The organism is Micromonospora sp. NPDC049139 (assembly GCF_055586845.1).
The window spans coordinates 176,101-198,096 of record NZ_JBVJHK010000014.1 but is presented as its reverse complement, the minus strand read 5'-3'; the positions used below and the strand labels follow the sequence as shown (position 1 = coordinate 198,096).

Annotated in this window: 19 protein-coding genes; 14 read left to right on the top strand and 5 right to left on the bottom strand. The window is 75.2% G+C overall.

Going from position 1 to position 21,996, the window contains the following annotated elements; translation table 11 throughout:
• Nucleotides 1-39 precede the first annotated feature (39 nt).
• Nucleotides 40-930, bottom strand: coding sequence for a peptidylprolyl isomerase (locus tag ACZ6Q9_RS22970; protein ID WP_393271073.1), 891 nt, complete (start codon nucleotides 928-930; stop codon nucleotides 40-42).
• Between the two features lie 258 nt (nucleotides 931-1,188).
• Between ACZ6Q9_RS22970 and ACZ6Q9_RS22965 the strand changes: the two genes are divergently transcribed.
• The 3 genes from ACZ6Q9_RS22965 (at nucleotide 1,189) to ACZ6Q9_RS22955 (ending at nucleotide 4,328) form a co-directional block, all read left to right on the top strand.
• The gene (locus ACZ6Q9_RS22965) at nucleotides 1,189-1,908 is read left to right on the top strand and encodes an MBL fold metallo-hydrolase (RefSeq protein WP_350709027.1); all 720 of its coding nucleotides are present in this window, start codon (nucleotides 1,189-1,191) and stop codon (nucleotides 1,906-1,908) included.
• Between the two features lie 89 nt (nucleotides 1,909-1,997).
• On the top strand, nucleotides 1,998-3,326 hold the full coding sequence (hisS, locus tag ACZ6Q9_RS22960) for a histidine--tRNA ligase (protein WP_396829464.1): 1,329 nt from the start codon (nucleotides 1,998-2,000) through the stop codon (nucleotides 3,324-3,326).
• A gap of 69 nt (nucleotides 3,327-3,395) precedes the next feature.
• Nucleotides 3,396-4,328: an acyl-ACP desaturase gene (locus ACZ6Q9_RS22955; protein ID WP_396829465.1), complete on the top strand. Its 933-nt coding sequence runs from the start codon at nucleotides 3,396-3,398 to the stop codon at nucleotides 4,326-4,328.
• 214 nt (nucleotides 4,329-4,542) lie between these two features.
• Here ACZ6Q9_RS22955 and ACZ6Q9_RS22950 read toward each other — a convergent pair whose 3' ends face one another.
• Nucleotides 4,543-5,058, bottom strand: coding sequence for a PaaI family thioesterase (locus ACZ6Q9_RS22950; RefSeq protein ID WP_396829466.1), 516 nt, complete (start codon nucleotides 5,056-5,058; stop codon nucleotides 4,543-4,545).
• A gap of 56 nt (nucleotides 5,059-5,114) precedes the next feature.
• Here ACZ6Q9_RS22950 and ACZ6Q9_RS22945 point away from each other — a divergent pair, with 56 nt between their 5' ends.
• On the top strand, nucleotides 5,115-5,591 hold the full coding sequence (locus tag ACZ6Q9_RS22945; RefSeq protein ID WP_396829467.1) for a winged helix-turn-helix transcriptional regulator: 477 nt from the start codon (nucleotides 5,115-5,117) through the stop codon (nucleotides 5,589-5,591).
• Nucleotides 5,592-5,644: 53 nt separating this feature from the next.
• On the opposite strand, the gene ACZ6Q9_RS22940 is transcribed toward ACZ6Q9_RS22945, so the two are convergent.
• Complete coding sequence (locus ACZ6Q9_RS22940; RefSeq protein ID WP_396829468.1) at nucleotides 5,645-6,475, bottom strand: SGNH/GDSL hydrolase family protein; 831 nt, start codon at nucleotides 6,473-6,475, stop codon at nucleotides 5,645-5,647.
• A gap of 252 nt (nucleotides 6,476-6,727) precedes the next feature.
• Here ACZ6Q9_RS22940 and ACZ6Q9_RS22935 point away from each other — a divergent pair, with 252 nt between their 5' ends.
• A complete protein-coding gene (locus ACZ6Q9_RS22935) occupies nucleotides 6,728-7,777 on the top strand; it encodes a S1 family peptidase (protein WP_393456424.1) in 1,050 nt (349 codons plus the stop codon).
• A 103-nt stretch (nucleotides 7,778-7,880) separates the two neighbouring features.
• Entirely contained in the window at nucleotides 7,881-9,488 is a 1,608-nt protein-coding gene (locus ACZ6Q9_RS22930; protein WP_396829469.1) for an MFS transporter, read from the top strand.
• Between the two features lie 33 nt (nucleotides 9,489-9,521).
• On the opposite strand, the gene ACZ6Q9_RS22925 is transcribed toward ACZ6Q9_RS22930, so the two are convergent.
• Nucleotides 9,522-10,199: a hypothetical protein gene (locus ACZ6Q9_RS22925; protein ID WP_396829470.1), complete on the bottom strand. Its 678-nt coding sequence runs from the start codon at nucleotides 10,197-10,199 to the stop codon at nucleotides 9,522-9,524.
• Nucleotides 10,200-10,366: 167 nt separating this feature from the next.
• Here ACZ6Q9_RS22925 and ACZ6Q9_RS22920 point away from each other — a divergent pair, with 167 nt between their 5' ends.
• The 5 genes from ACZ6Q9_RS22920 to ACZ6Q9_RS22900 all read left to right on the top strand — a co-directional run bounded on the left by ACZ6Q9_RS22920 (nucleotide 10,367) and on the right by ACZ6Q9_RS22900 (nucleotide 16,066).
• Nucleotides 10,367-11,137, top strand: a complete 771-nt coding sequence (locus ACZ6Q9_RS22920) for a hypothetical protein (protein ID WP_396829471.1) — start codon at nucleotides 10,367-10,369, stop codon at nucleotides 11,135-11,137.
• 122 nt (nucleotides 11,138-11,259) lie between these two features.
• On the top strand, nucleotides 11,260-13,065 hold the full coding sequence (gene aspS, locus ACZ6Q9_RS22915; RefSeq protein ID WP_393456436.1) for an aspartate--tRNA ligase: 1,806 nt from the start codon (nucleotides 11,260-11,262) through the stop codon (nucleotides 13,063-13,065).
• 76 nt (nucleotides 13,066-13,141) lie between these two features.
• On the top strand, nucleotides 13,142-13,957 hold the full coding sequence (locus ACZ6Q9_RS22910; protein WP_396829472.1) for an SDR family oxidoreductase: 816 nt from the start codon (nucleotides 13,142-13,144) through the stop codon (nucleotides 13,955-13,957).
• Nucleotides 13,958-14,042: 85 nt separating this feature from the next.
• Complete coding sequence (locus tag ACZ6Q9_RS22905; protein WP_393456442.1) at nucleotides 14,043-14,639, top strand: helix-turn-helix domain-containing protein; 597 nt, start codon at nucleotides 14,043-14,045, stop codon at nucleotides 14,637-14,639.
• Nucleotides 14,636-16,066, top strand: coding sequence for an MFS transporter (locus ACZ6Q9_RS22900; RefSeq protein ID WP_393456445.1), 1,431 nt, complete (start codon nucleotides 14,636-14,638; stop codon nucleotides 16,064-16,066). Before ACZ6Q9_RS22905 ends, ACZ6Q9_RS22900 begins: the two co-directional genes overlap by 4 nt.
• Nucleotides 16,067-16,112: 46 nt before the next feature.
• On the opposite strand, the gene ACZ6Q9_RS22895 is transcribed toward ACZ6Q9_RS22900, so the two are convergent.
• Nucleotides 16,113-16,853 carry a GNAT family N-acetyltransferase gene (locus ACZ6Q9_RS22895; protein ID WP_393456448.1) on the bottom strand — a complete coding sequence of 247 codons (741 nt, stop codon included), beginning with the start codon at nucleotides 16,851-16,853 and terminating at the stop codon, nucleotides 16,113-16,115.
• A gap of 165 nt (nucleotides 16,854-17,018) precedes the next feature.
• On the opposite strand from ACZ6Q9_RS22895, the gene ACZ6Q9_RS22890 reads away from it, so the two are divergent.
• The 3 genes from ACZ6Q9_RS22890 (at nucleotide 17,019) to ACZ6Q9_RS22880 (ending at nucleotide 21,875) form a co-directional block, all read left to right on the top strand.
• Nucleotides 17,019-17,231 (top strand): hypothetical protein, encoded by a 213-nt coding sequence (locus tag ACZ6Q9_RS22890; protein ID WP_350708997.1) that lies wholly within the window; start codon nucleotides 17,019-17,021, stop codon nucleotides 17,229-17,231.
• A gap of 76 nt (nucleotides 17,232-17,307) precedes the next feature.
• Complete coding sequence (locus ACZ6Q9_RS22885; protein ID WP_393263812.1) at nucleotides 17,308-18,822, top strand: replication-associated recombination protein A; 1,515 nt, start codon at nucleotides 17,308-17,310, stop codon at nucleotides 18,820-18,822.
• 2,429 nt (nucleotides 18,823-21,251) lie between these two features.
• The gene (locus ACZ6Q9_RS22880; RefSeq protein ID WP_393263854.1) at nucleotides 21,252-21,875 is read left to right on the top strand and encodes a hypothetical protein; all 624 of its coding nucleotides are present in this window, start codon (nucleotides 21,252-21,254) and stop codon (nucleotides 21,873-21,875) included.
• The last annotated feature ends 121 nt before the right edge of the window (nucleotides 21,876-21,996 follow it).

Here is a 21,996-nt window from a genome sequence, read left to right as displayed (position 1 = left end):
GGCGCGGTCGGTGCCGCTGAGGTTGGTGGGGCGGCCGGGTCAGCCGGCGCTGGGGCTGGCCGCCGGGGCGCCGGACGGCGTCGCCGCCGGGGTCGACGCCCCCTGCGCCACGGGCTCACCGACGGTCAGGCTCTGGATGACCACGTCGTCGTCCTTGGGCTTGACCTTGGCCCCCGTCCCATTGTCCACGGTCGGCTTGGCACCGATCTTCTCCACCACGTCGATCCCGCCGGTGACCCGACCGATGACCGGGTACTTCGGGTCGGCCGTGGTGAAGTCCTCGAAGAAGATCAGGAACTGGCTCGCGTTGGCGCCCGGCGGGTTCGCGATCATCGCGACCGTGCCCTTCGGGTACGTCGCGGGCTGGCCGGGCGCGGGGCTCGCCGACGGCGACGGCGCGGGGGTGGGGACGTTCTCGTCGTAGAACGAGTACGTCGGGCCGCCCAGCCCGGTGCCGCTCGGGTCGCCGCAGCGCACCGCGCCCTCGGCGGTGATCTCGTGGCACTTGGTGTTGTCGTAGAACGACCGGCTGGCCAGATGGGCGATGCTCGCCGCGGCGCACGGGGCGGCGGCGAGGTCCAGCTCGACGGTGACCGGGGCACCCTGGTTGGTGGTGACCGTCATCGGGCGCACGCCGGACGTGGGCAGCCCCTGGGTCGCCGGGGTGCCGACGTCCTTGAGGTTGGTGTTCGCGGTGGCGTCCTGCGGGGTCCAGAGGCACACGTCTTCGGCGGCCGTGTTCTCCTTCGGGTCGTCGTCGAAGGCGCCCAGCCCCCAGGCCGAGCCGACCACGATCAGCGCGAGGACGACGGTGACGCCGACACCGGCCTGGATCTGCCGGCGACGCTTGGCGGCGGCGGCCCGGCGGGCGAGCTGCCGGTCGAGCTTGGCACGCGCCAGTTTGCGCTGCCGGTCCCTGCTGGAAGCCACCCGTGCTCCCCTTCCTCTACCCTGGTCGTCACCGGTGGTCGGGCGTCCTGCGCCCGTTCGGCGGCAGGTGCGCCACGCCACACGCCCGCCAGAGTGTACGGCTACCGGCTGGGAAAGTGGTGTACGAGGTCCGAGGCTGCGTCTATCGGGACGCGTCACTGTGGCGAACGGGGCCTCCGGGGCGGATGCGGCGAACCCGGTCGCGTCGCCGGTTAGGCTGCTGGCAGGACCCGACAGCTCGACGGAAGGGGAGCGGACGTGCTCGTGGCCGGCTTTCCCGCGGACGCCTTCGGCACCAACTGCTACGTGGTCGCCGCCGCGCCGGGGGAGCAGTGCGTGGTGGTCGACCCCGGCATCGGGGTGCTCGACCGGCTCGACGCGCTGCTGGCCGAGCATCGGCTGCACCCGGCCGCGGTGCTGCTCACCCACGGCCACCTCGACCACACGTTCTCGGTCGCGCCGGTCTGCGGCGCCCGTGGGATCACCGCGTACGTGCACCCGGGCGACCGGGAGATGCTCGCCGACCCGGCCAAGGGGCTGTCCGCGGACCTCACCTCGCTCTTCGGCGGGCGGCTGCCGTACACGGAGCCGGAGGACGTCGCGGAGCTGACCGACGGCGCCACGCTCGCCCTCGCCGGGCTGGAGATCACCGTCGACCACGCCCCGGGCCATACCGGCGGGTCGGTGCTCTTCCGGCTGCCGGCCGCGGGCTCGCCCTGGGAGGCGGAGCAGCTCTGCCTCTCCGGCGACGTCCTCTTCGCCGGCTCCATCGGCCGCACCGACCTGCCGGGCGGCAGCATGCCGACGATGATCAGCAGCCTGCGGGACAAGATCCTCCCGCTGGCGGACGACACCGTCGTGCTGCCCGGCCACGGCCCGGCGACCACCATCGGCCGCGAACGCGCGACCAACCCGTACCTCATCGAGGTGGCGGGTGGCGACGGCGCGCGACCGGCGGCCCCCGCCCGCGGCCTGTAGCCGGCCGCACCGAGCCTTCGCCCCGCGGCCGCCGGCGGCCGCACCAGCCTTCGCCCGCGCGGACCGCGCGGGTCTGCGAACGGAGCATCATGAGCAAGCCCACGCCCATCTCCGGCTTCCCGGAGTGGACCCCCGCCCAGCGGATGATCGAGCAGTACGTCCTCGACCGGATCCGGGACACCTTCGAGCTGTACGGCTTCGCGCCGCTGGAGACCCGCGCGGTGGAGCCGCTGGACCAGTTGCTGCGCAAGGGGGAGACCTCGAAGGAGGTCTACCTGATCCGGCGGTTGCAGGCCGACGCCGACGGCCCGACCGGGGACGACGCGCTCGGCCTGCACTTCGACCTGACCGTGCCGTTCGCCCGGTACGTGCTGGAGAACGCCGGCAAGCTGCAGTTCCCTTTCCGCCGCTACCAGATCCAGAAGGTGTGGCGGGGTGAGCGGCCGCAGGAGGGGCGCTACCGCGAGTTCCTCCAGGCGGACATCGACATCGTCGACCGGGACACCCTGGCCGCCCACCACGAGGCGGAGATGCCGTTGGTGATCGGCGACGCGCTGCGCTCGCTGCCGATCCCGCCGGTACGGATCCAGGTCAACAACCGCAAGATCTGCGAGGGCTTCTACCGGGGCATCGGCCTGATCGACCCGGAGGCGGCGCTGCGCGCGGTGGACAAGCTCGACAAGATCGGCCCGGCGAAGGTGGCCGAGCTGCTCGCCGAGACCGCCGGGGCGAGCGAGTCGCAGGCCAAGGCATGCCTGGCGCTGGCGGAGATCTCCGCCCCGGACGCCTCCTTCGCCGACGCCGTCCGTGCCCTCGGCGTCACCGACCCGCTGCTGGACGAGGGGATCGAGGAGCTGGTCCGGGTGGTGGAGACCGCCGCCGAGCACTCCCCGGGGCTGTGCGTGGCCGACCTGCGCATCGCGCGCGGCCTGGACTACTACACCGGCACCGTCTACGAGACGCAGCTCGTCGGCTACGAGCGGTTCGGCTCGATCTGCTCCGGCGGCCGCTACGACAACCTGGCCAGCTCCGGCGCCGCCCGGTTCCCGGGGGTGGGCATCTCGATCGGGGTGACCCGGCTGCTCGGGCTGCTCTTCGGCGCCGGCGCGCTGTCGGTGTCGCGGGACGTGCCGACCTGCGTCCTGGTCGCGGTGACCAGCGAGGAGCAGCGGCCGGCCAGCAACCGGGTGGCCGAGGCGCTGCGTCGGCGGGGCGTGCCGACGGAGGTGTCGCCGAGCGCGGCGAAGTTCGGCAAGCAGATCCGCTACGCCGAGCGGCGGGGCATTCCGTACGTCTGGTTCCCGGGGGCGGACGGGGCCGCCGACGAGGTGAAGGACATCCGTTCGGGTGAGCAGGTCGCGGCGGCGGCGGGGGAGTGGACGCCGCCCCGGGGGGACCTCAAGCCGCTGGTCAGCTGAGTCGCTACTGGCGCGTACGGACGATCGGACCTACGGTAGCGTAAGTTACGCCACCGTAGGGAGATCGTCGTGACCGTGCTCAGCCAGACCGCTCTGCTCCTCGAACTGGAGTCCGTCGTCGAGAAGAACCTCGACCGGCACCTGTCCATGGCGAAGGAATGGTTTCCGCACGAGTACGTCCCGTGGAGCGAGGGGCGCACCTTCGACGGGCCGCTCGGCGGCGAGGCGTGGGCGGAGACCGACTCGACCATCCCCGACGTGGCCCGCACCGCGCTCATCGTCAACCTGCTGACCGAGGACAACCTGCCCTCGTACCACCACGAGATCGCCACCCTCTTCGGCCGGGACGGCGCCTGGGGGACCTGGGTGCACCGGTGGACCGCCGAGGAGGGGCGGCACGGCACCGCCATCCGCGACTACCTGACCGTCACCCGGGCGGTCGACCCGGTGGCCCTGGAGCGGGCCCGGATGACGCACATGTCCGCCGGCTACCAGAACGCCCACGACGACGAGGTGCTGCACTCGCTGGCGTACGTCTCGTTCCAGGAACTGGCGACCCGGATCTCGCACCGCAACACCGGCCGCGTCACCGGCGACCCGGCCTGCGAGGCGCTGCTCGCCCGGGTCGCGGCCGACGAGAACCTGCACATGGTGTTCTACCGCAACCTGCTGGCGGCGGCCTTCGAGCTGGCGCCCGGCCAGGCGATGCGGGCGGTCGCCGACGTGGTGGCCGACTTCCAGATGCCGGGCAACGGCATCGAGGGCTTCGCCCGCAAGTCCGTGGCGATCGCCCTCGCCGGCATCTACGACCTGCGCCAGCATCGCGACGAGGTGGTCGTCCCGGTGCTGCGCCAGTGGGACGTCTTCAACGTGACCGGCCTGGACGCCGACGGCGAGGCCGCCCGCGACCAGATCGCCGCCCACCTCGACGACCTGGAGCGCGCCGCATCCCGCTTCGAGGAGAAGCGCGCGGCCCGCGCCGCCCGCCTCGCCGCCCGCTGACCCGCTGACCGTCCCGGCCGCCGGGTCCCCGGACGTGGCCGTCGCTGGCTCTCTCGACGACGACCACGCCCGAAGCGTCTCTCCCGCCCGCCCCCGCCCCCCCACTCCCGCGATCTTGCACTTTGTGCCCGGGCGAAAGCCGCAATTGCGGCGTATCGCGGGCCGAAAGTGCAAGATCGGCGGGTCGAGGGGGTGTGGGGGTGGGGTGGGGTGGTCAGGCGGGTTGGTCCAGGGGGTAGAGGAGGCAGGTGGAGGTGGCGTGGGCGGCGAGGCGGGACTGGGCGTCGAGCAGTCTCGCCTCGGCCAGCGCCGTGCGGCGGCCACGCTGTAGCACGGTGCCCTCGCAGCGCAGGGTGCCGCTCGCGACGGTGACGGGGCGCAGGAACTTCACGTTCAGGTCCAGCGAGGTGTAGCCGACCCCGGCCGGCAGCGTGGTGTGCACCGCGCAGGCCGCCGCCGTGTCGAGCAGGGTGGAGAGGACCCCGCCGTGCACGGTGCCGAGCGGGTTGTAGTGGAACTCCTGGGGGACCAGCTCGACGGCCACCCGGCCCTCGTCGGCCTCCATCCGGGACATGTCGACCAGATGCATGATCGGCGGCGCCGCGAGCTCCCCGGCGATCATCGCGCGGAGCAGCTCCAGGCCGCTGCGCCGGCCGAGGTGCGCGACGTTGATGCCCGGGTCGGACCAGGAGAAGGTACGGCTGCGCGCCGGGTCCTGCGTCTGTGTCATGGACCCAGCCTGGCAGCGCGTTGCTGAGTCTGTCAATCAGACCTAGCCTGGAGCGCATGAGGCCCGCGGCACTGGACTGGTCGATCGAGAACTGCACGATCGCCCGCGCGATGGAGGTCCTCGGCGAGCGGTGGACGCTCGTCGTCCTGCGCGAGGTCTTCAACGGCATCCGCCGCTTCGACGACATGCGCGTCCGCACCGGCATCCCCCGGCAGGTGCTCACCAACCGGCTGGCGATGCTGGTGGAGCGGGGCGTGCTGCGGCGCGAGCCCTACCGCGAGCCGGGCAGCCGGGTGCGTCACGAGTACCGGCTGACCGACATGGGACTCGACCTGTGGCCGGTGCTGGTCGCCGTCCTCGGCTGGGGCGACCGCTACCTGGCCGACCCGGCCGGCTCGCCGTTGACCGTCGCGCACCGCGACTGCGGCGCCGAGGTGGCCGTCGAGCTGCGCTGCGAGCGCGGCCACGAGGTGGCCCGGCCCCGCGACGTGGTGCCGCGCCCGGGGCCTGGGGCGCGCCGCCGCGTGGGGTGAGCGCGCGGCGACGCGCGGACGGTGGCCGCCGCCCGCGCGTCAGCTCCGGCGCGCTACCAGCCGAATCCGGCGGCGTACGAGACGCTCGCGAGGACCTGCTGCCCGCTGGTGTTCGGGTGGAAGTAGTCCCAGCTGGAGAGTTGGTTGAGGGTGAACGGGTAGCCGAACACGGCGTTGTCGTCGAAGTCGCAGTTCGGGCCGTACGCCGTGCATGCCTGGGCGAGCTGGGTGTTGTAGTCGACCACCCGCTGGCGTACCCGGTTGCGCCGGTCGACGTCCGCCTGGGCGGTGGAGGTCGGGTTGGCGAGCATCGACTGGCAGATGCCGAACAGGGACCAGGCGCTGCGGGCGCTGCCGCTGTCCTTGCCGACGGACCAGAGCCGGTGGATGTCCGGCACGCTGATCACCTGCACCCGGGCGTTGGGTAGCCCCGTCTTGAGGCGGTTGAGCGCGGCGTCGATGTTGGCCCGGTAGGTGGCCACCGAGGTCATCCCCGCCTCCGTGCTCGTGCAGGCGTCGTTGGCGCCGATCAGCATCGTGACGTAGTCGACGCCCTGGCTGACGGCGGTGCCGGCCTGGCCGTACATGTCGGCGGACTTTGCGCCGCTGCGGGCGTCGTTGTGGTTGCGACCGTTGATGGCCGCGTTGGTCGCGCGGATGCGCAGGTAGTGACTGTTCACCGTGGAGTAGTCGCCGGTGCTGAAGGACCGGGAGGTGCAGTCGCTGTACCAGCCGCACGCGTTGAAGCCGCGGGTGATCGAGTCGCCGAGGCTGGCCATCGAGTTCGGGGGCGGGCCGGGGTCGGCGGCGGCCGGAGTGCCGGCCAGCAGGACGAGGGTGGTGAGCGCGGCGAGGGGGACGAGCAGCCGTCGGATGGACTTCATGATGGCCTCCGGGTCGCGGGTGCCGAGGGTGATGGTGCGGTGAACAGAGCGTATAGACAGACGTCTGTGTCCACAATGTTTCGGAATGGTGACGGCCGCAGCCGGGGCGAAAAGGACAAAGTCGGGTCTTGCCTACGATCTTAAATATGTGAATACTTCAGTCAGTTCGGCCGGTTTCCCCAGATCGGCCGGCATGGTCCCGGCCCCCTCACCCCGAAGGGGGCCAGTCGTCCCCTCCCTGGAGGTTGTTGCATGCGACCCACGAGGTCCTCGCTCCGTCGCGCCGCCACCCTCGCCGCGGCCGGAGCCCTGGTCGCCGGCTCGCTGATCGGCGCGCCCGCCCAGGCCGCACCCGCGTTCGCCTCTCCAGACGCCGCCGCCGGCCTGGCCGAGCGTCTCGGCGACCGGTCCGCCGGCACGTACGCCGACGCCAGCGGCAAGATGGTCGTCACCGTGACCGACGCGCTCGCCGCCCGGCAGGTCGCCGCCGCCGGCGCGACCCCGAAGATCGTCAAGCGCGGCGCCGGCGAGCTGGCCCGGGCCACCGCGGAGCTGGACCGCTCCGCGAAGATCCCCGGCACCGCCTGGTGGACCGACCCGGCCACCAACCAGGTCGTCGTCTCGGTCGACAGCACCGTGACCGGCGCCAAGCTGGAGCGCGTCAAGGCCGCCGCCGCGCGGATGGACGGCGCGATCCGGATCGAGGCCGAGGCCGGCGTGCTGAGCACCCGGATCTCCGGCGGTCAGGCCATCTACGCCGGTGGCGGCGGTCGCTGCTCGCTGGGCTTCAACGTCCGCAGCGGCAGCACCTACTACTTCCTGACCGCCGGGCACTGCACCAACATCGCCTCCAGCTGGTACAGCAACTCCGCCCAGACCAGCCTGCTGGGCACCCGCACCGGCACCAGCTTCCCGGGCAACGACTACGGCATCGTGCGGCACAGCAACTCCGCCAACGCGGCCGGCAACGTCTACCTCTACAACGGCAGCTACCGCGACATCACCGCCGCCGGCAACGCGTACGTCGGCCAGTCGGTGCAGCGCTCCGGCAGCACCACCGGCCTGCGCGGCGGCTCGGTGACCGCGCTCAACGCCACGGTGAACTACGCCGAGGGCTCGGTCTCCGGCCTGATCCGCACCAACGTCTGCGCCGAGCCGGGCGACAGCGGCGGCTCGCTGTTCAGCGGCTCCACCGCCCTGGGCCTGACCTCCGGCGGCAGCGGCAACTGCAGCTGGGGCGGCACGACCTACTTCCAGCCGGTCACCGAGGCGCTGAGCCGCTACGGCGTCAGCATCTTCTGACCGATCGCACGTCAGCGGGCCGCCGGGTGATCCGGCGGCCCGCTCGCGTGCCCCGGCCCGGTTCGCCGGACTGGACCAGGCCGGCCGGGGTACGTTCCGGTCGGTGAACGCCCCCGCGACCTCGCCCGCCGACGTGGCCTCCTCCGCCTGGGCCCCGCTGCGGCTCGCCGCGTTCCGGAGCCTCTGGCTGGCGGTGCTGGCCAGCAACGTGGGCACCTGGATGCAGACGGTCGGCGCCCAGTGGCTGCTCGTCGACGAGGCCAACGCCTCGACGCTGGTGTCGCTCGTGCAGACCGCCAGCATGCTGCCCGTGCTGCTGCTCGCCCTGCCCGCCGGCGCGCTGGCCGACACCCTCGACCGTCGCCGCCTGCTGATCGGGGTGCAGTGCTTCCTGGCGGCCGTCGGCGTCCTGCTGACCGGACTCACCGCCGCCGACCGGATGCCGCCGGCGCTGCTGCTCACCCTGACCTTCGCGCTCGGCGTCGGCCAGGCGCTGACCCTGCCGGCCTGGCAGGCGGTCATCCCCGAACTGGTGCCCCGGTCGCAGCTCGTCTCGGCCTCGGCGCTCGGGTCGATCAGCGTGAACCTGGCGCGCTCGGTCGGGCCGGCGGTGGCCGGCGTGCTGGTGGCCCGGGCCGGCGTCGCCACCGTCTTCGCCGTGAACGCGGTGTCGTTCGCCGTCTTCGCGCTGGCCCTGCTGCGCTGGCGGCCGGCACGGCCCGAGGGCGACGACATGCCGGAGCGGTTCGCGGCGGCGCTGCGTGCCGGCGGCCGGTACGTGCGGCACTCGCCGGTGGTCCGCCGGATCCTGCTGCGGGCGGCGCTGTTCGTGGTTCCCGGCAGTGCCCTGTGGGCGCTGCTGCCCCTGGTCGCCAGCCGCCGCCTGCACCTCGGCGCGGGCGGGTACGGCGTGCTGCTGGCCGCCCTCGGCGTCGGCGCGGTGGCCGGTGCCCTCGTGCTGCCCCGGATCCGGCAGTCGCTCACCACCAGCCGGTTGCTGCTGCTGGCCGGGCTGGTCTACGCCGCCGTCCTGGCGGTGCTCGCCCTGGCACCGGGGCCGGTGCCGGTCACCCTGGCCCTGGTGCCCGCCGGGATGGCCTGGATGACCGTGCTGTCCAGCGTCAACGCGGCGATGCAGCTCTTCCTGCCCGGCTGGGTACGCGCCCGCGGGCTCTCGGTCTACCAGATGGTCTTCGCCGGCGGGCAGGCGCTCGGGGCGGTCGCCTGGGGCGCGCTCGGCGAGGTGACCGACCTCGTGGTCGCGCTCGCCGTGGCCGCCGGGATGATGGCGGCCGGCGCGGCGACCGTGCCGCTCTGGCCGCTGCGCGACACCCGGGGCGTCGACCGCGACCCGGCGGTGTGGTGGCCGGAGCCGCACCTGACGCTGCCCGCCGATCCGCGTAGCGGGCCGGTGCTGGTGACCGTCTCCTACACGGTGCCGCCCGAGCGGCAGGCGGAGTTCGTCGAGGCGATGCGGCTGGTGGGGCGTTCGCGGCGGCGTACCGGGGCGATGCGCTGGGGGTTGTACCGCACGGGGGAGCGGGAGCACGGTTTCGTCGAGGTCTACCAGGTGCCGTCCTGGGAGGAGCACCTGCGCCAGCACGGCGGGCGGCTCACCGGCGCCGACCGCGGGGTGGAGGAACGCGCCCGGGCGCTCACCGTCGGGGAGATCGTGGTGAACCACCTGCTCCCCGCCGACCCGCGCGACTGACCGGTCGCGGGACCAGCCGGCCCGCCGCTTCCGTCAGCGGATGAGGCCGGCGTCGGCGAGGACGGCGACGCCCCCGCCGAAGTCGCACTCCACGGTCAGCGTCAGCAGGTCGCCCCCCTCCACGGAGAAGGACAGCGGCTGCGCCGGTCGGGACATCGTCGTCGTCCGGCCCGGCCGGGGCTGTCGGGTCAGGGTGTCGTCGGGTTCCCGGACGGTCACCACGGCGCTGATCCGCACGGCCGACTCCGGGTCCTCAGCCGGCGGGTACCAGGCCCGGAAACTGGCGGAGAAGTCCAGGTAGCGACGCTTGAGCGGGTAGCTGACCGACCGGCTCCGGTCCTCGCCGTCGTTGGTCGGGCAGGAGAGCACGACCGGATGCGGCAGGTCGGAGCGGCCGGCCAGCGCGCGCGGCAACGGTTGCAGGTACGGCCCGCCGGTCTCGGGCGTCAGCGTGTCGAGGTATGTCCGGCCGGCGGCACCGGTGGGGGCCGCGGAGGTGGTGGCGGCGGGTGGCGCGGCGGTGGCACCGGTCGTGGCCCGGCTGGGGGTGGGCGGTGGCGTGGCCGGCGGCGACTGGTCCTGCCGGGGCCACTGCCAGGCGAGCACGGCGACGAGCAGGCTGGCCAGACCGATCGCGGCGCCGGTCTTCTCGCCGGGGGTCAACCCCCGCCGGCGGCGGGCGGAATCCGTGCCGGTCACCGGCTCGGTCATGGGGGTCTCACCTGCACAAGATCGATGGGGGTGGTTCATTATCCCGGCTGGTCCGTGACGAGGCGGTCCCGTTGGGTGACGGGTTGCTGACAGCGATCTTGACAACTATCTGCGATAAATGCGCCCCGTGTCCGGCCGACGGCCGTCCCGACGTGAGGAGCCACGACATGACCGCCGACCAGCAGGGCGCCCCGGTGCCGCCGTCCTCCGGCCCGGGCGGTCCGGGAGCGCCGAAGTCGAGCGGCGGCGGCCGCTGGCCCCTGGTCGCGGCCGGCGCGGCCGTGCTGGCCCTCGTCCTGGGGCTGCTGGCCACGGCGCTGTCGCTACGGGCACTCGACCAGGCCAACGACGCCCGGGACATCGCCCGGGCGGCCGGCGCGGGGCGACCCGAAGGCCCGTCGGCGGGCACCGGCGAGCCGACGAACGAGCCGACCACGCCGGCTCCGGAACAGACGGGGGCGGAGTCGCCGTCCGGGCCGACGCCCGCCGGGAGCGGCGAACCGCCACTCGACAAGCAGACCCGCTACACCGACAAGTACGTCGGGGAGGAACTCACCCTCCGGGCGGGCTGCGACAGCTACGTGGACATCGACCTCGACAAGCCCGAGGTGCGGGTCAGCGACGGCGAGGAGATCCGGTTCACCGCCCGCTGCGGGGGCAACTCGTCGTACTTCAACCTGACCAGGGGTACGAAGGGCAGTCAGGTCGACAGCGCTTCGCTCGGCGCCGCCGACTGCAACGACCGGATCGACAAGGGCCCCATCGGCCCGGACATCAACGTCCCCGCCCGCAAGGGCGTGGCGATCTGCATCAAGACCTCCCTGGTTGACGCGAAGGAGCGCGGCGACACCTGGAAGATGGCACTGTTGCAGGTCACCGACGTCGGCGACGACGGCACGGTGGTGGTGACCGTGCGGGCCTGGAACATCCCGCTGTAGGGCGGGAACGCGTCCGCGTCGGCGGTGGCCGTCCCCGCCTTCCTCACCCCGCAACGGTGCTCCGGGGAAGGCTGACAGAATGCCAGGGGTAACGGTGTACCGCAGATGAGGAGACGCGAGTCGTGATCCGTACCCATGACGCCGGCAGCCTGCGCGCGACGGACGCCGGCACCACGGTGACGCTCGCCGGCTGGGTCGCCCGCCGGCGCGACCACGGCGGCGTGATCTTCGTGGACCTGCGCGACGGCTCCGGCGTGGTCCAGGTGGTGTTCCGCGAGGAGGACGCGCACGCGCTGCGCAACGAGTTCTGCGTCCGGGTCACCGGCGAGGTGACCCGCCGGCCCGAGGGCAACGAGAACCCGGAGCTGCCGACCGGCGAGATCGAGGTGACCGCCGCCGAGCTGGAGGTGCTCTCCGAGGCGGCGCCGCTGCCGCTGCCGGTGGACGACCAGGTGGAGGCCGGCGACGACATCCGGCTGCGTTACCGCTACCTCGACCTGCGCCGCAGCGGCCCGGCGAAGGCGATGCGGCTGCGCTCGCGCGCCAACCAGCTCGCCCGCTCGGTGCTGCACGAGCGGGACTTCCTGGAGATCGAGACCCCGACGCTGACCCGGTCCACCCCGGAGGGTGCCCGCGACTTCCTGGTGCCGGTGCGACTGCAGCCGGGCAGCTGGTACGCGCTGCCGCAGTCGCCGCAGCTGTTCAAGCAGCTGCTGATGGTCGGCGGCATGGAGCGGTACTACCAGATCGCCCGCTGCTACCGGGACGAGGACTTCCGCGCCGACCGGCAGCCGGAGTTCACCCAGCTCGACATCGAGATGTCGTTCGTCACCGAGGACGACGTGATCGACCTCGGCGAGGCGATCGTCTCGGCGCTCTGGAAGGACCTGGCCGGCCACGAGATCTCCCGGCCGATCCCGCGCATCACCTGGCACGACGCGATGGCCCGGTACGGCTCCGACAAGCCGGACCTGCGCTACGGCGTCGAGCTGACCGAGCTGACCGACTACCTGCGCGGCACCGAGTTCCGGGTCTTCGCCGGCGCGATCGACGCCGGCGGCTACGTCGGCGCGGTCGTCATGCCGGGCGGCGCGTCGCAGAGCCGCAAGGAACTGGACGGCTGGCAGGACTGGGCCAAGGCGCGTGGCGCGCGGGGCCTCGCGTACGTGGTGCTCGACGCGGAGACCGGCGAGGCGCGCGGGCCGGTGGCGAAGAACCTCTCCGCCGAGCACCTGGGCGGGCTGGCCGACGCGGTCGGCGCCAAGCCGGGCGACGCGGTGTTCTTCGCCGCCAGCGCCAACACCCGCGAGGCGCAGGAGCTGCTCGGCGCGGCCCGGATCGAGATCGCCAAGCGGGCCGGCCTGGTCGACGAGAGCGCCTGGGCGTTCTGCTGGGTGGTCGACGCGCCGATGTTCGAGCGTACGGACGAGGGCGGCTGGACGGCCGTGCACCACCCGTTCACCTCGCCGAACGCGGAGTGGGTCGACCGGTTCGAGGAGGCGCCGGACCGGGCGCTGGCCTACGCGTACGACATCGTCTGCAACGGCAACGAGATCGGCGGCGGCTCGATCCGTATCCACCGGGGCGACGTGCAGCAGCGCGTCTTCGACCTGCTCGGCATCACCCCCGAGGAGGCGCAGGACAAGTTCGGCTTCCTGCTGGAGGCGTTCAAGTACGGCGCCCCGCCGCACGGCGGCATCGCCTTCGGCTGGGACCGGGTCTGCATGCTGCTCGCCGGCGCGGACTCGATCCGCGAGGTGATCGCCTTCCCGAAGACCCGGGGCGGCTTCGACCCGCTGACCGGCGCGCCGACGCCGATCACCGCGCAGCAGCGCACCGAGGCCGGCATCGACGCCAAGCCGAAGCCCCCGGCGGCGGCGCACACCGGCACGGCCGGCCCGGCCGCCCCGGTCGCCGACCCGACCTGATCGCTTCTCGTCGATCAGGAGGTTCGCGTCGTCGGCCTCGACGCGGACCTCCTGATCACCGACTGAAGGGGGCGGCGTGACGCTGCTCGTGGTGGGGGCCAGCGGGTACCTCGGCGGTGAGGTCTGCCGGCAGGCGGTCGCGGCGGGGGAGCGGGTGGTCGGGACGTACCACTCGGGCGGGGTCGAGGTGCCCGGCGTCGAGGCGCGCCGCCTGGACGTGACGGACCGGTCCGCCGTGCGCGAGCTGGTCGCCCGGGTCCGCCCCGACGCCGTGGTCAGCACCCCCTACCGGTACGCCGAGTGGACGGTGACCGCCGACGGGGCGGCGCACGTCGCGTACGCGGTCGCCGAGGTGGGAGCGCGGCTGGTGCACCTGTCCAGCGACGCGCTGCACGCCGGCCGCCCCGAGCCGTACGCCGACGACGAGCCGCCCAGCCCGGTCTTCCCGTACGGGGCGGCGAAGGCGGCGGCCGAGACCGCCGTGCGGGCGATCGACCCGGGTGCGGCGTTGGTGCGTACCTCCCTGATCGTCGGCGACGAGCGGAGCAAGCAGATCCGGCTCTGCCTCGACGCCCTCGCCGGGCGGGCCGCCCTGTTCACCGACGAGGTCCGCTGCCCGGTCGACGTGGCCGACCTGGCCGCCGCCGTGCTCGACCTGGTCGACAGCCGGTACGCGGGCCCGCTCAACGTGGCCGGCCCGGACGCGGTCAGCCGGGCGGAGATGGGCCTGCTGGTGGCGGCGCGGTTCGGCCTCGACCCGGCCGGGCTGAAGACCACGACCAGCGCCTCCTCGGGCCTCGTCCGCCCCGCCGAGGTGCGCCTCGACTCGTCCCGCGCCGCCGCCCTGCTGCCGACCCGGCTGCGCGGCATCCGCGAAATCCTCGCCCCCTGAGCCCTCGGGCCCGCCCTGTCGGATGATGCACACTTTCTATGCACAAGTCTTGTGCATAGAAAGTGTGCACAGATATCGTGCAGCCATGGGAGACGACGGGAAGTCGGCGCCGCGCAGCGTGCGCCTCGACCACCGGCAGGTGCGCGTGCTGGCGCACCCGCTGCGACTGCGCCTGCTCGGGGCGCTGCGGGTGAACGGGCCGGCGACGGCGACCACCCTCGCCGAGCTGCTGAACACGAACACCGGTGCCACCAGCTACCACCTGCGCCAGCTCGCCGAGGTCGGGCTCGTTGTCGAGGACCCGGACCGGGGGACGGGCCGGCAGCGTTGGTGGCGGGCCGCGCACGACGTCACCAACTGGGAGACCAGCGACTTCGACGACGACCCGGACGCCCGCGCCGCGATCGAGTGGATCCAGGGCGACCAGGTGCGCCTCCTGGCCGAGCACGCCGAGCAGTGGTTCGCCACCCAGCACGAGTGGTCGCCGGCCTGGCGGGACGCCCTCGGCATGGGCGACGTCTTCATGACCATCCCGCCCGACCGGCTCAAGGCGCTCGAGGCCGACCTGTGGCAGGTCCTCGAACGCTACCGGCACGAAGCCGACGCCGAGCCGGCCGCGCCCGACGCCGAGTCGGTGCAGATCTTTCTCGCCGCGTACCCGCTGCTCCGGGAGATGCGATGACCGCGCTGTCCGTACGCCAGGTCCGGTTCCGCTACCTCACCCTCTACGGCCTGCGCTGGCTGCCCGGCGGCCTGCTCATCCCCGTCATGATCCTGCTGATGCAGGAGCGCGGCCTGTCGCTGTCCCAGATCGGCCTGGTGGCCACCGCCCAGGGGCTGGTGGTGCTGGCGCTGGAGCTGCCGACCGGTGGCCTCGCCGACGCCCTCGGCCGCAAGCCGGTGCTCGTCGCCGCCTGGGCGACCTGCCTGGTCTCGCTGGCCGTCTTCGCGGTGGCCGACTCGTTCTGGCTCTTCTTCGTCTCGTGGGCGTTGCAGGGCGTCTACCGGGCGCTGGACAGCGGCCCCCTGGAGTCCTGGTACGTCGATGCCACCCTGGCCGCCGACCCGGACGCCGAGTACGAGCGCGGCCTCGGCCTCGCCGGCACCGTCATCGGCCTCGCCATCGGCGCCGGCGCGCTGCTCAGCGGCGGGCTGGTCGCGCTCGGCCCGGTCGGGCCGGTCAGCGCGCTGACCCTGCCGGTGCTCGTCGCCATCGTGCTGCAGGCGATCGCCCTGGTCGCCATGCTGGTGCTGATGGTCGAGACCCGGCCGGCCCGCGGCGCCCGGGCGCTGCGCGCCTCGGTCGTCGAGGCACCGCGGATGGTCGGGCAGGCGTTCGGGTTGCTGCGCCGCTCCCGGGTGCTGCTCGCCCTGGTCGCGGTCGAGCTGTTCTGGGGCTTCGGCATGGTCACCTTCGAGTCACTGCTGCCCATCCGGCTCGCCGAGGTCGTCGGCGACGCCGACCGGGCCGCCGCGCTGCTCGGCCCGGCCAGCTCTGTGGCCTGGCTGGCGAACGCGGCCGGTGCCGCGCTGACCCCGCTGCTGCTGCGCTGGCTGGGCGCCGCACCCGCCGCCGGGCTGCTGAGGATCCTCCAGGGCGTGACGGTGGTCGGCATGGGTCTGTTCGCCGGCCCGGTTGGCGTGCTCGTCGCCTACCTCGCCTGCTATGCCGTTCACGGCGCGTCGAACCCGCTGCACATGGGGCTGCTGCATCGTCAGGTCGACGGCCCGTACCGGACCAGCGTGCTCTCGCTGAACTCGATGATGGCCCAGCCGGCGGGGGCGCTCGGCGGGGTGGTGCTCATGATGCTGGCCGAGGCCACCAGCATCAGCACCGCCATGCTCGTCGGCGCCGTGGTGCTGGCCGTCGCCGCCCCGCTCTACCTGCCCGCCTGGCGCGCCGGCCGCCGCACCCCGGCCGGCCCCGACCCCGTGCCCGCGTCGGAGGCCGTTCCCGCGTCCGGCCCGCTCCCGGCTCCGGAGGCCGTTGCCGCCCCCGGCCCGGTCCCCGCTCCGGGTGCCGGATTCGCGTCGGGGACGGGTCCCACCGCGCGTGTGAGCGGGTGGTCGGAGGTGGACGCAGCGCCCGCTCCGGCGCAGGGCGGCTGAGCGACCGGCGCGCCGGCGGGCCCGGGAGAGGGGCCCGCCGGCGCGCTCAGGCCAGGTGCACCGAGCTGCGGGCCAGGGTGGCGGTGAAGCCGAGCCGCCGGTAGAGGCGGATCGCGCCGACGTTGACGGTGTAGACGCCGAGCGCCACGGTGTCGTGGCGGGCGAACAGCGCCCGGGTCATCCCGGCGGTCAGCGCCGCGCCCAGCCCCCGGCCGCGCCGGTCGGGGGCGACGGTCAGGCCGGCGAGGAAGCCGACGTCGCCCCGGCTGCGGTCCGCTCCGCAGGCGACGATCCGGTCGCCGTCGCGGATGCCGTACCAGGCGACGACCCGGGGGTCGTCCGGGCGCGAGGTGGTGGTCGGGAACGACTCGTCGATCAGCGCCGTCAGCGCCGGGCGGTCGGCCTCGGTGAGCCGGACCACCCGCTCCTCCTCGGCTTGGCGCGGGGGCGCGGCGACGGTCCAGAGGAAGTCCCACTCGTCGTGCCGGGCCACGGCCAGCCGGCCGGCCAGCGCCGCCGGGTCGAGCCGCGGCAGGTGCAGCCACTGGCCGGGCCGGAGCACGCCCCGCGCGACGAGGTCGGCGAAGACGTCGACCGCCGGCCCGGGCGCGCCGATCGCGCCGCCGGCCGGGCCGTGCTCCGCCGGGAGCAGCCAACCCACCGCGTCGTCGCGCCGCCAGCCGCGCGGCTGCTCGCCGAGCCAGAGCGAGTGCCGGGCGTACGGGTGGTGGTCGGCAGCCGCCAGGATGGCGTCCCGCCCCTCCAGGACCTGGTCGGCGACGATCATGTCGCCAGCCTAGAACGCCCGCCGTGCTCCCGTCGGCGGACCCGCTCCCGTCGGCGGAACCCGGACGGCACCCAGAACCGGGGTGGTCCACCGTGGAGATTGGCGAGCGGACCGATTGGGTACATCCCGCGCAGACCTACTGGGAACCCCCACCGGAGGAACGACATGCTCGCCATTCTCGCGGCGATCGTTTTCGGCTTCGCCCTGCTGCTCGACCTCTTCGACACCAACCTCGGTGCGCCGGACCTGCTGAACCCGTCCACCCTGCTGATGCTGGGCCTGCTGCTGCTCTCCCTCTACCTTGCCGGGGTTGGCAGCGCCCCGCGCGGCGGGGGCGGCGGCCGGTGGTACCGGGGTCGGCGCCCGGGCCGGGGCTGACCGTAATCGATCACCAGTGGTCCCGCCGGACGGCGCGCTTCCGGCGTCGTCGGGCGGGACCGGTACTGTTCTCGTGATGGAGTCCGACGCCCTCTTCTCCCTCGGTGAGCCCGCCGCAGCGCCCCCCGCGCCCGCGGGTTCCGTCGGTGTGGACGGCTTCACGGCGGTGGGGGAGGATTCGCCCCTGCCGGTCCGGATGCGCCCGCGCAGCATCGACGAGCTCGTCGGGCAGGACCACCTGCTCGCGCCGGGCGCCCCGCTGCGCCAGCTGGTCTCCGCCAGCGCGCCGATGTCGGTCATCCTGTGGGGGCCGCCGGGCAGCGGCAAGACGACCATCGCGCACCTGGTGGCCCGGGCCACCGACCGCCGCTTCGTCGCCATGTCGGCGCTCACCGCCGGGGTGAAGGACGTGCGCGCGGTGATCGAGACCGCCCGCCGGCAGCGCCGCTCCGGCGGCCCGCAGACCGTGCTCTTCATCGACGAGGTGCACCGGTTCAGCAAGACCCAGCAGGATTCGTTGCTCGCCGCCGTCGAGGACCGCACCGTCACCCTGCTGGCGGCGACCACCGAGAACCCGTACTTCTCCGTGATCTCACCCCTGCTGTCGCGGTGCGTGCTGCTCACCCTCCAGCCGTTGGACGACGCGGCGGTGCGCGGCCTGCTGCGCCGCGCGGTCGCCGACGAGCGCGGGCTCGGCGGCGCGCTGATCCTGGAGACCGAGGCCGAGGACCACCTCGTCCGCCTCGCGGCCGGTGACGTGCGCAAGGCGCTCACGGCGCTGGAGGCGGCGGCGGCCTCCGCCACGGCGCTCGGCGCCGGGCGGATCGACCTGGCCACCGCCGAGCAGGCGGTCGACGTGGCGGCGGTGCGCTACGACCGCGCCGGCGACGCCCACTACGACGTGACCAGCGCCTTCATCAAGAGCATGCGCGGCTCGGACGTGGACGCGGCGCTGCACTGGCTGGCCCGGATGCTGGTCGCCGGCGAGGACGCCCGGTTCATCGCCCGCCGCCTGGTCATCTTCGCCAGCGAGGACGTCGGCATGGCCGACCCGACCGCGCTGAGTGTCGCCACCGCCACCGCCCACGCGGTGGAGTACGTCGGCCTGCCCGAGGCGCAGCTCAACCTCGCCCAGGCGGTGATCCACCTGGCCACCGCCCCGAAGTCGAACTCGGCCACCGCCGCGATCGGCGCGGCGATCGCCGACGTGCGGGCCGGCCGAGGCGGGCCGGTGCCCCGCGGGCTGCGCGACGCGCACTACGCCGGCGCCAAGGGGCTGGGCCACGGCACCGGCTACCGCTACCCGCACGACGACCAGCGTGGCGTGGTCACCCAGCAGTACGTCCCCGACGACCTGGTCGGTGCCGACTACTACCGGCCGAGCCAGCACGGCGCGGAGCGGGCCGTGGCCACCCGGCTGCCGCTGCTGCGCCGCATCGTACGGGGGCTGCCGGCCCCGGCCGCGCCCCCGGAGGCACCGGTGGGCGTGGCGAGCGGATCGGCGGGCAACGGCCGCCCATCGGCGGACACGGGCGGCGCCGGCGCGGCGCGAGAGGGCGGCAGTGACGCCGCCGGAGAGGGTCAGCAGTGAGATCGCGTGGTTCGGAGCGACCGGAGGACGGCCCGGACGAGCGGCGCGACTCCCGCGCCAAGGGTCGCCGCTGGGGGCGGGGCAAGGCCGAGGCCGAGCCCGAGGAGCCCATCAGCGGCGAGGAGTTCGGCTGGATCGACGACCTGCGCTCGGCCAAGCAGCAGCGCACCGAGCTGGGGCCGGGCGGGGCGGAGCCGACCCCGCCCCCGGGCGCCCCGACGCCTCCCGACCCTTCCGGGTCGCCCCACCGTGGCCCCGGCCCGGCCGCCGCGCCTCCGGTGCGCCGCGCCGGGGCGGAGTCCCCGCGCCCCCGGCCGGCGGACGGTCCCTGGCCCGGTGCGGCGGAGCCCCGGCCGGCCGGCCCGGCGGCCCCCGCCTCCGGTCCCGCCACCGCACCGGAGTCCGCGCGCCGGGCCCCGGCGGCCGGGCGGCCGCAGCCCGGGCCGGACGGGCCCGACCGACGCCCGCGACCCGACTCGGGCCCCTCGACCGGCCCGCAGGGCGGCCCGGCCACGGGCCGTCAGGGCGGTGCGCCGGGCGGCCCGCGTCGGCCTGTCGGCCCGTCGGTCGACGTGCCCCCCGGCCAGCGCCCACCGGTCGGCCCGTCGGTCGACATGCCCCCCGGCTCGCGTCCGCCCGTCGGCCCGCCGGACGGTGCGCCCCTCGGCCCGCCGGCCGTGCCCGCCGGTCCGTCGGCGCACCCGCCCTCCGGTCCGCCGGTCCGTCCGCACCCGGGGCCGGCCGGGGCCCCGCGATCCGGGCCGCCCGCAGGTGCGCCGGTGGGCGCTCCGGGCGCTCCGCCCGCCGTGACGCCGGTGGAACCGCCGTCGCCGGGCAGGCGTTCCGGTCGGGCCCCCGCGCCGGGTGCCGCGCCGGCGCCGGGCGCCTCCGGCCGCCCGGGAGGTCCCGTCGGCGCCGCCCGGGTCGCCGTCCCGCCACCCGGTGCCGCCCAGCCGTCCCTCGGCCCGCCGACCGGCGAGCTGCGCGGCGCCCCGGCCGACGAGCGTGACCCCCGTGCCGGTCGGCTGCGGCGCGGCCCGGTCGACGCCGGCGGCCCCCAGCCGACCGAGGCGACCGGGCAGGCGCCGATGGCCGCCCCGCCGACCGCCGCCCCCGGCGACGCGCCGGGCGTGGACGCGATCGACCACCGCCGTCCCGGCCCGGCCGGTCGACGCCGCGCCGCCGAGCCGGACGAGCCGGTGGTGCCCCGTTCCGGCAATGCCCCGCCGGTGCCCGGCGCGCCCCCCGCGCCGCCCGGCGCCGGGTCGGTGCCCGCGCAGGGCGGTCCCGCCTCCGCGCCCACCCGCCGTGCGGACGGCGGCCCCGCGGCACCGCCCACCGGTCGTGCGGACGGCGGCCCCGCGGCGCCGCCCACCGGTCGTGCGGAGGCCCCGGCCGGCCGTGTCCGGGGGCACCGGACGAGCCCGGACGAGGAAGAGAACGCCGGGCCGGGGCGCCGTGTGGCACCCGGCGAGGGGGAACCGGGCCGGCGGCGGCCCGCCCCCGGCGAGCCCCGGGGCGGCCGGCCGGAGCGCCCGGCCGACTGGCTCCGGCAGGCCGGCCGCACCCACCACACCGACCCCGCCCTGCCGACCGTCAAGCCACCGGCGGCGCCGCCCGTCCCGGGCGACCCGCCGGTGGCACCCGATTCGGAGCAGCGCGGCGCCGGGACCGGCCGCGCCCCCGCCGGCCGGGCCCGCCCCGGCGCGCGACCGCCGGTCCCCGGCGACGACACCGGACAGGTGACGGGCCGGGCCCGGCCCGGTTCCGAACCACCCCGGCCGGCCGACGGCGCACCCTCCGGTCCGCCGCCGGCGCGGGGCGCCGCGCGACCGGCGCCGGCTGGACCGCTCGAAGGCAAGGCGCGCCCGGGTGGCCGGGCCCGTCCCGACGTGACCCAGGGCGGGCCGGTCCGGGGCGCCGCGCGACCCGACGCCGCGCCGGGTCGGGCCGCCGTGCCGCCGCCCGGGGCCCCCGACGCCGGCGGGATGCCGCCCGGGACCACCCACGCCGGCGGGACGCCGGCCCCCACGACTTTGCCCGGCACCGCCGGCCCGGGCACCGTGGGACCTGGCACCGCCGGCCCGGGCAGCGCCGGACCTGGCGCGCCGGCCGGGCCGACCGGCGTGGCCCGCGCCGCCGCCCCGGCGCCCCGGCCCGGACCGGAGGACCGCGCCACCGGGCGCGCCCTGCCGCCGCCCCGTGACCCCGGGCGACCGGAGCCGGCGGGCGTTCCGTCGGGACCGGCCGGCGGGCCGCCGGTGGCCCGGGCCGCCGTCTCGGTCGTACCGTCCGCCGATCCGTCCGCCGTCGGGCCGGGGCCGGCGGACGGGCCGGCGCTGCGGCAGGCCGCGGAGCCGGAGTCGCCCGACGACGACGCCCCCGCCTCCGGCGGGCTGCGCGGCGCGCGGTCCGAACTGCGGCGGCAGATGCGCGAGCGGCGGCGGCTGCGGATGGGCGTCCTGGCCCTGGTCAGCGTGGTGCTCCTCGGCGCGATCCCGCTCTTCTTCGGCATCCGCACGCTCAGCCGCGACCCGGTCTTCGACACCCTCGACGAGCTGGACGTGCCGGGCTGGGCGGCGGCGAAGACGGTCGACGACGTCAGCGGCAGCCGGTGGTGCCTGCTCGACTGCCGGCTGCGCGAACGCACCATCACCTCCGAACGGGCCCCGGAGGAGACCGCGCAGGTCTACGAGCGGGCGCTGACCGAGGACGGCTGGCGGCCCTGGCAGGTGACCCGCTGCCCCGAGCAGTCGCCGAAGGGGAGCTACACCTGCTGGCGCCGGGACGAGCTGACCCTCGACCTCTGGGTGCGCGAGCCGACCTGTGCGCCGCCGCCGGTGGACGGGGCACCGGCCGTGGAGCCGTCGCCCGATCCGTCGGCCGCTGCCCAGCAGTGCGCCGGATCGTTGGTGTCGGTGAAGGTCCGCAACGCGATCGACGACGAGCGGACCCGGCCGCAGCCGAGCATCGACCCCTCGCTCACGGGCGAGGATCCCTTCCCGACGTTCAGCGAGGATCCGCTCGGCGAACCGACACCCTCACCGTCCTGAGCCGGTTTCCATCACGGACGGTAGGGTCTGGGGCTGGCGGATCCGCCAGCCCCCGCTGGCCCCTGCGGGTCGCCGGGCGGCGGTGTGGGCACAACGGTCGCGCGTTCCGGGGACGTCCGGT

Excerpts from the sequence above, each read along its gene's own strand:
- ACZ6Q9_RS22920 (WP_396829471.1), top strand. The coding sequence starts at position 10,367 with ATGACCGCCGACCAGCAGGGCGCCCCGGTGCCGCCGTCCTCCGGCCCG.
- ACZ6Q9_RS22950 (WP_396829466.1), bottom strand. The coding sequence starts at position 5,058 with ATGACACAGACGCAGGACCCGGCGCGCAGCCGTACCTTCTCCTGGTCC.
- ACZ6Q9_RS22895 (WP_393456448.1), bottom strand. The coding sequence starts at position 16,853 with ATGATCGTCGCCGACCAGGTCCTGGAGGGGCGGGACGCCATCCTGGCG.
- ACZ6Q9_RS22945 (WP_396829467.1), top strand. The coding sequence starts at position 5,115 with ATGAGGCCCGCGGCACTGGACTGGTCGATCGAGAACTGCACGATCGCC.
- ACZ6Q9_RS22900 (WP_393456445.1), top strand. The coding sequence starts at position 14,636 with ATGACCGCGCTGTCCGTACGCCAGGTCCGGTTCCGCTACCTCACCCTC.
- ACZ6Q9_RS22905 (WP_393456442.1), top strand. The coding sequence starts at position 14,043 with ATGGGAGACGACGGGAAGTCGGCGCCGCGCAGCGTGCGCCTCGACCAC.
- hisS (WP_396829464.1), top strand. The coding sequence starts at position 1,998 with ATGAGCAAGCCCACGCCCATCTCCGGCTTCCCGGAGTGGACCCCCGCC.
- ACZ6Q9_RS22880 (WP_393263854.1), top strand. The coding sequence starts at position 21,252 with ATGCGCGAGCGGCGGCGGCTGCGGATGGGCGTCCTGGCCCTGGTCAGC.
- ACZ6Q9_RS22885 (WP_393263812.1), top strand. The coding sequence starts at position 17,308 with ATGGAGTCCGACGCCCTCTTCTCCCTCGGTGAGCCCGCCGCAGCGCCC.
- ACZ6Q9_RS22925 (WP_396829470.1), bottom strand. The coding sequence starts at position 10,199 with ATGACCGAGCCGGTGACCGGCACGGATTCCGCCCGCCGCCGGCGGGGG.
- ACZ6Q9_RS22935 (WP_393456424.1), top strand. The coding sequence starts at position 6,728 with ATGCGACCCACGAGGTCCTCGCTCCGTCGCGCCGCCACCCTCGCCGCG.
- ACZ6Q9_RS22940 (WP_396829468.1), bottom strand. The coding sequence starts at position 6,475 with ATGAAGTCCATCCGACGGCTGCTCGTCCCCCTCGCCGCGCTCACCACC.
- ACZ6Q9_RS22890 (WP_350708997.1), top strand. The coding sequence starts at position 17,019 with ATGCTCGCCATTCTCGCGGCGATCGTTTTCGGCTTCGCCCTGCTGCTC.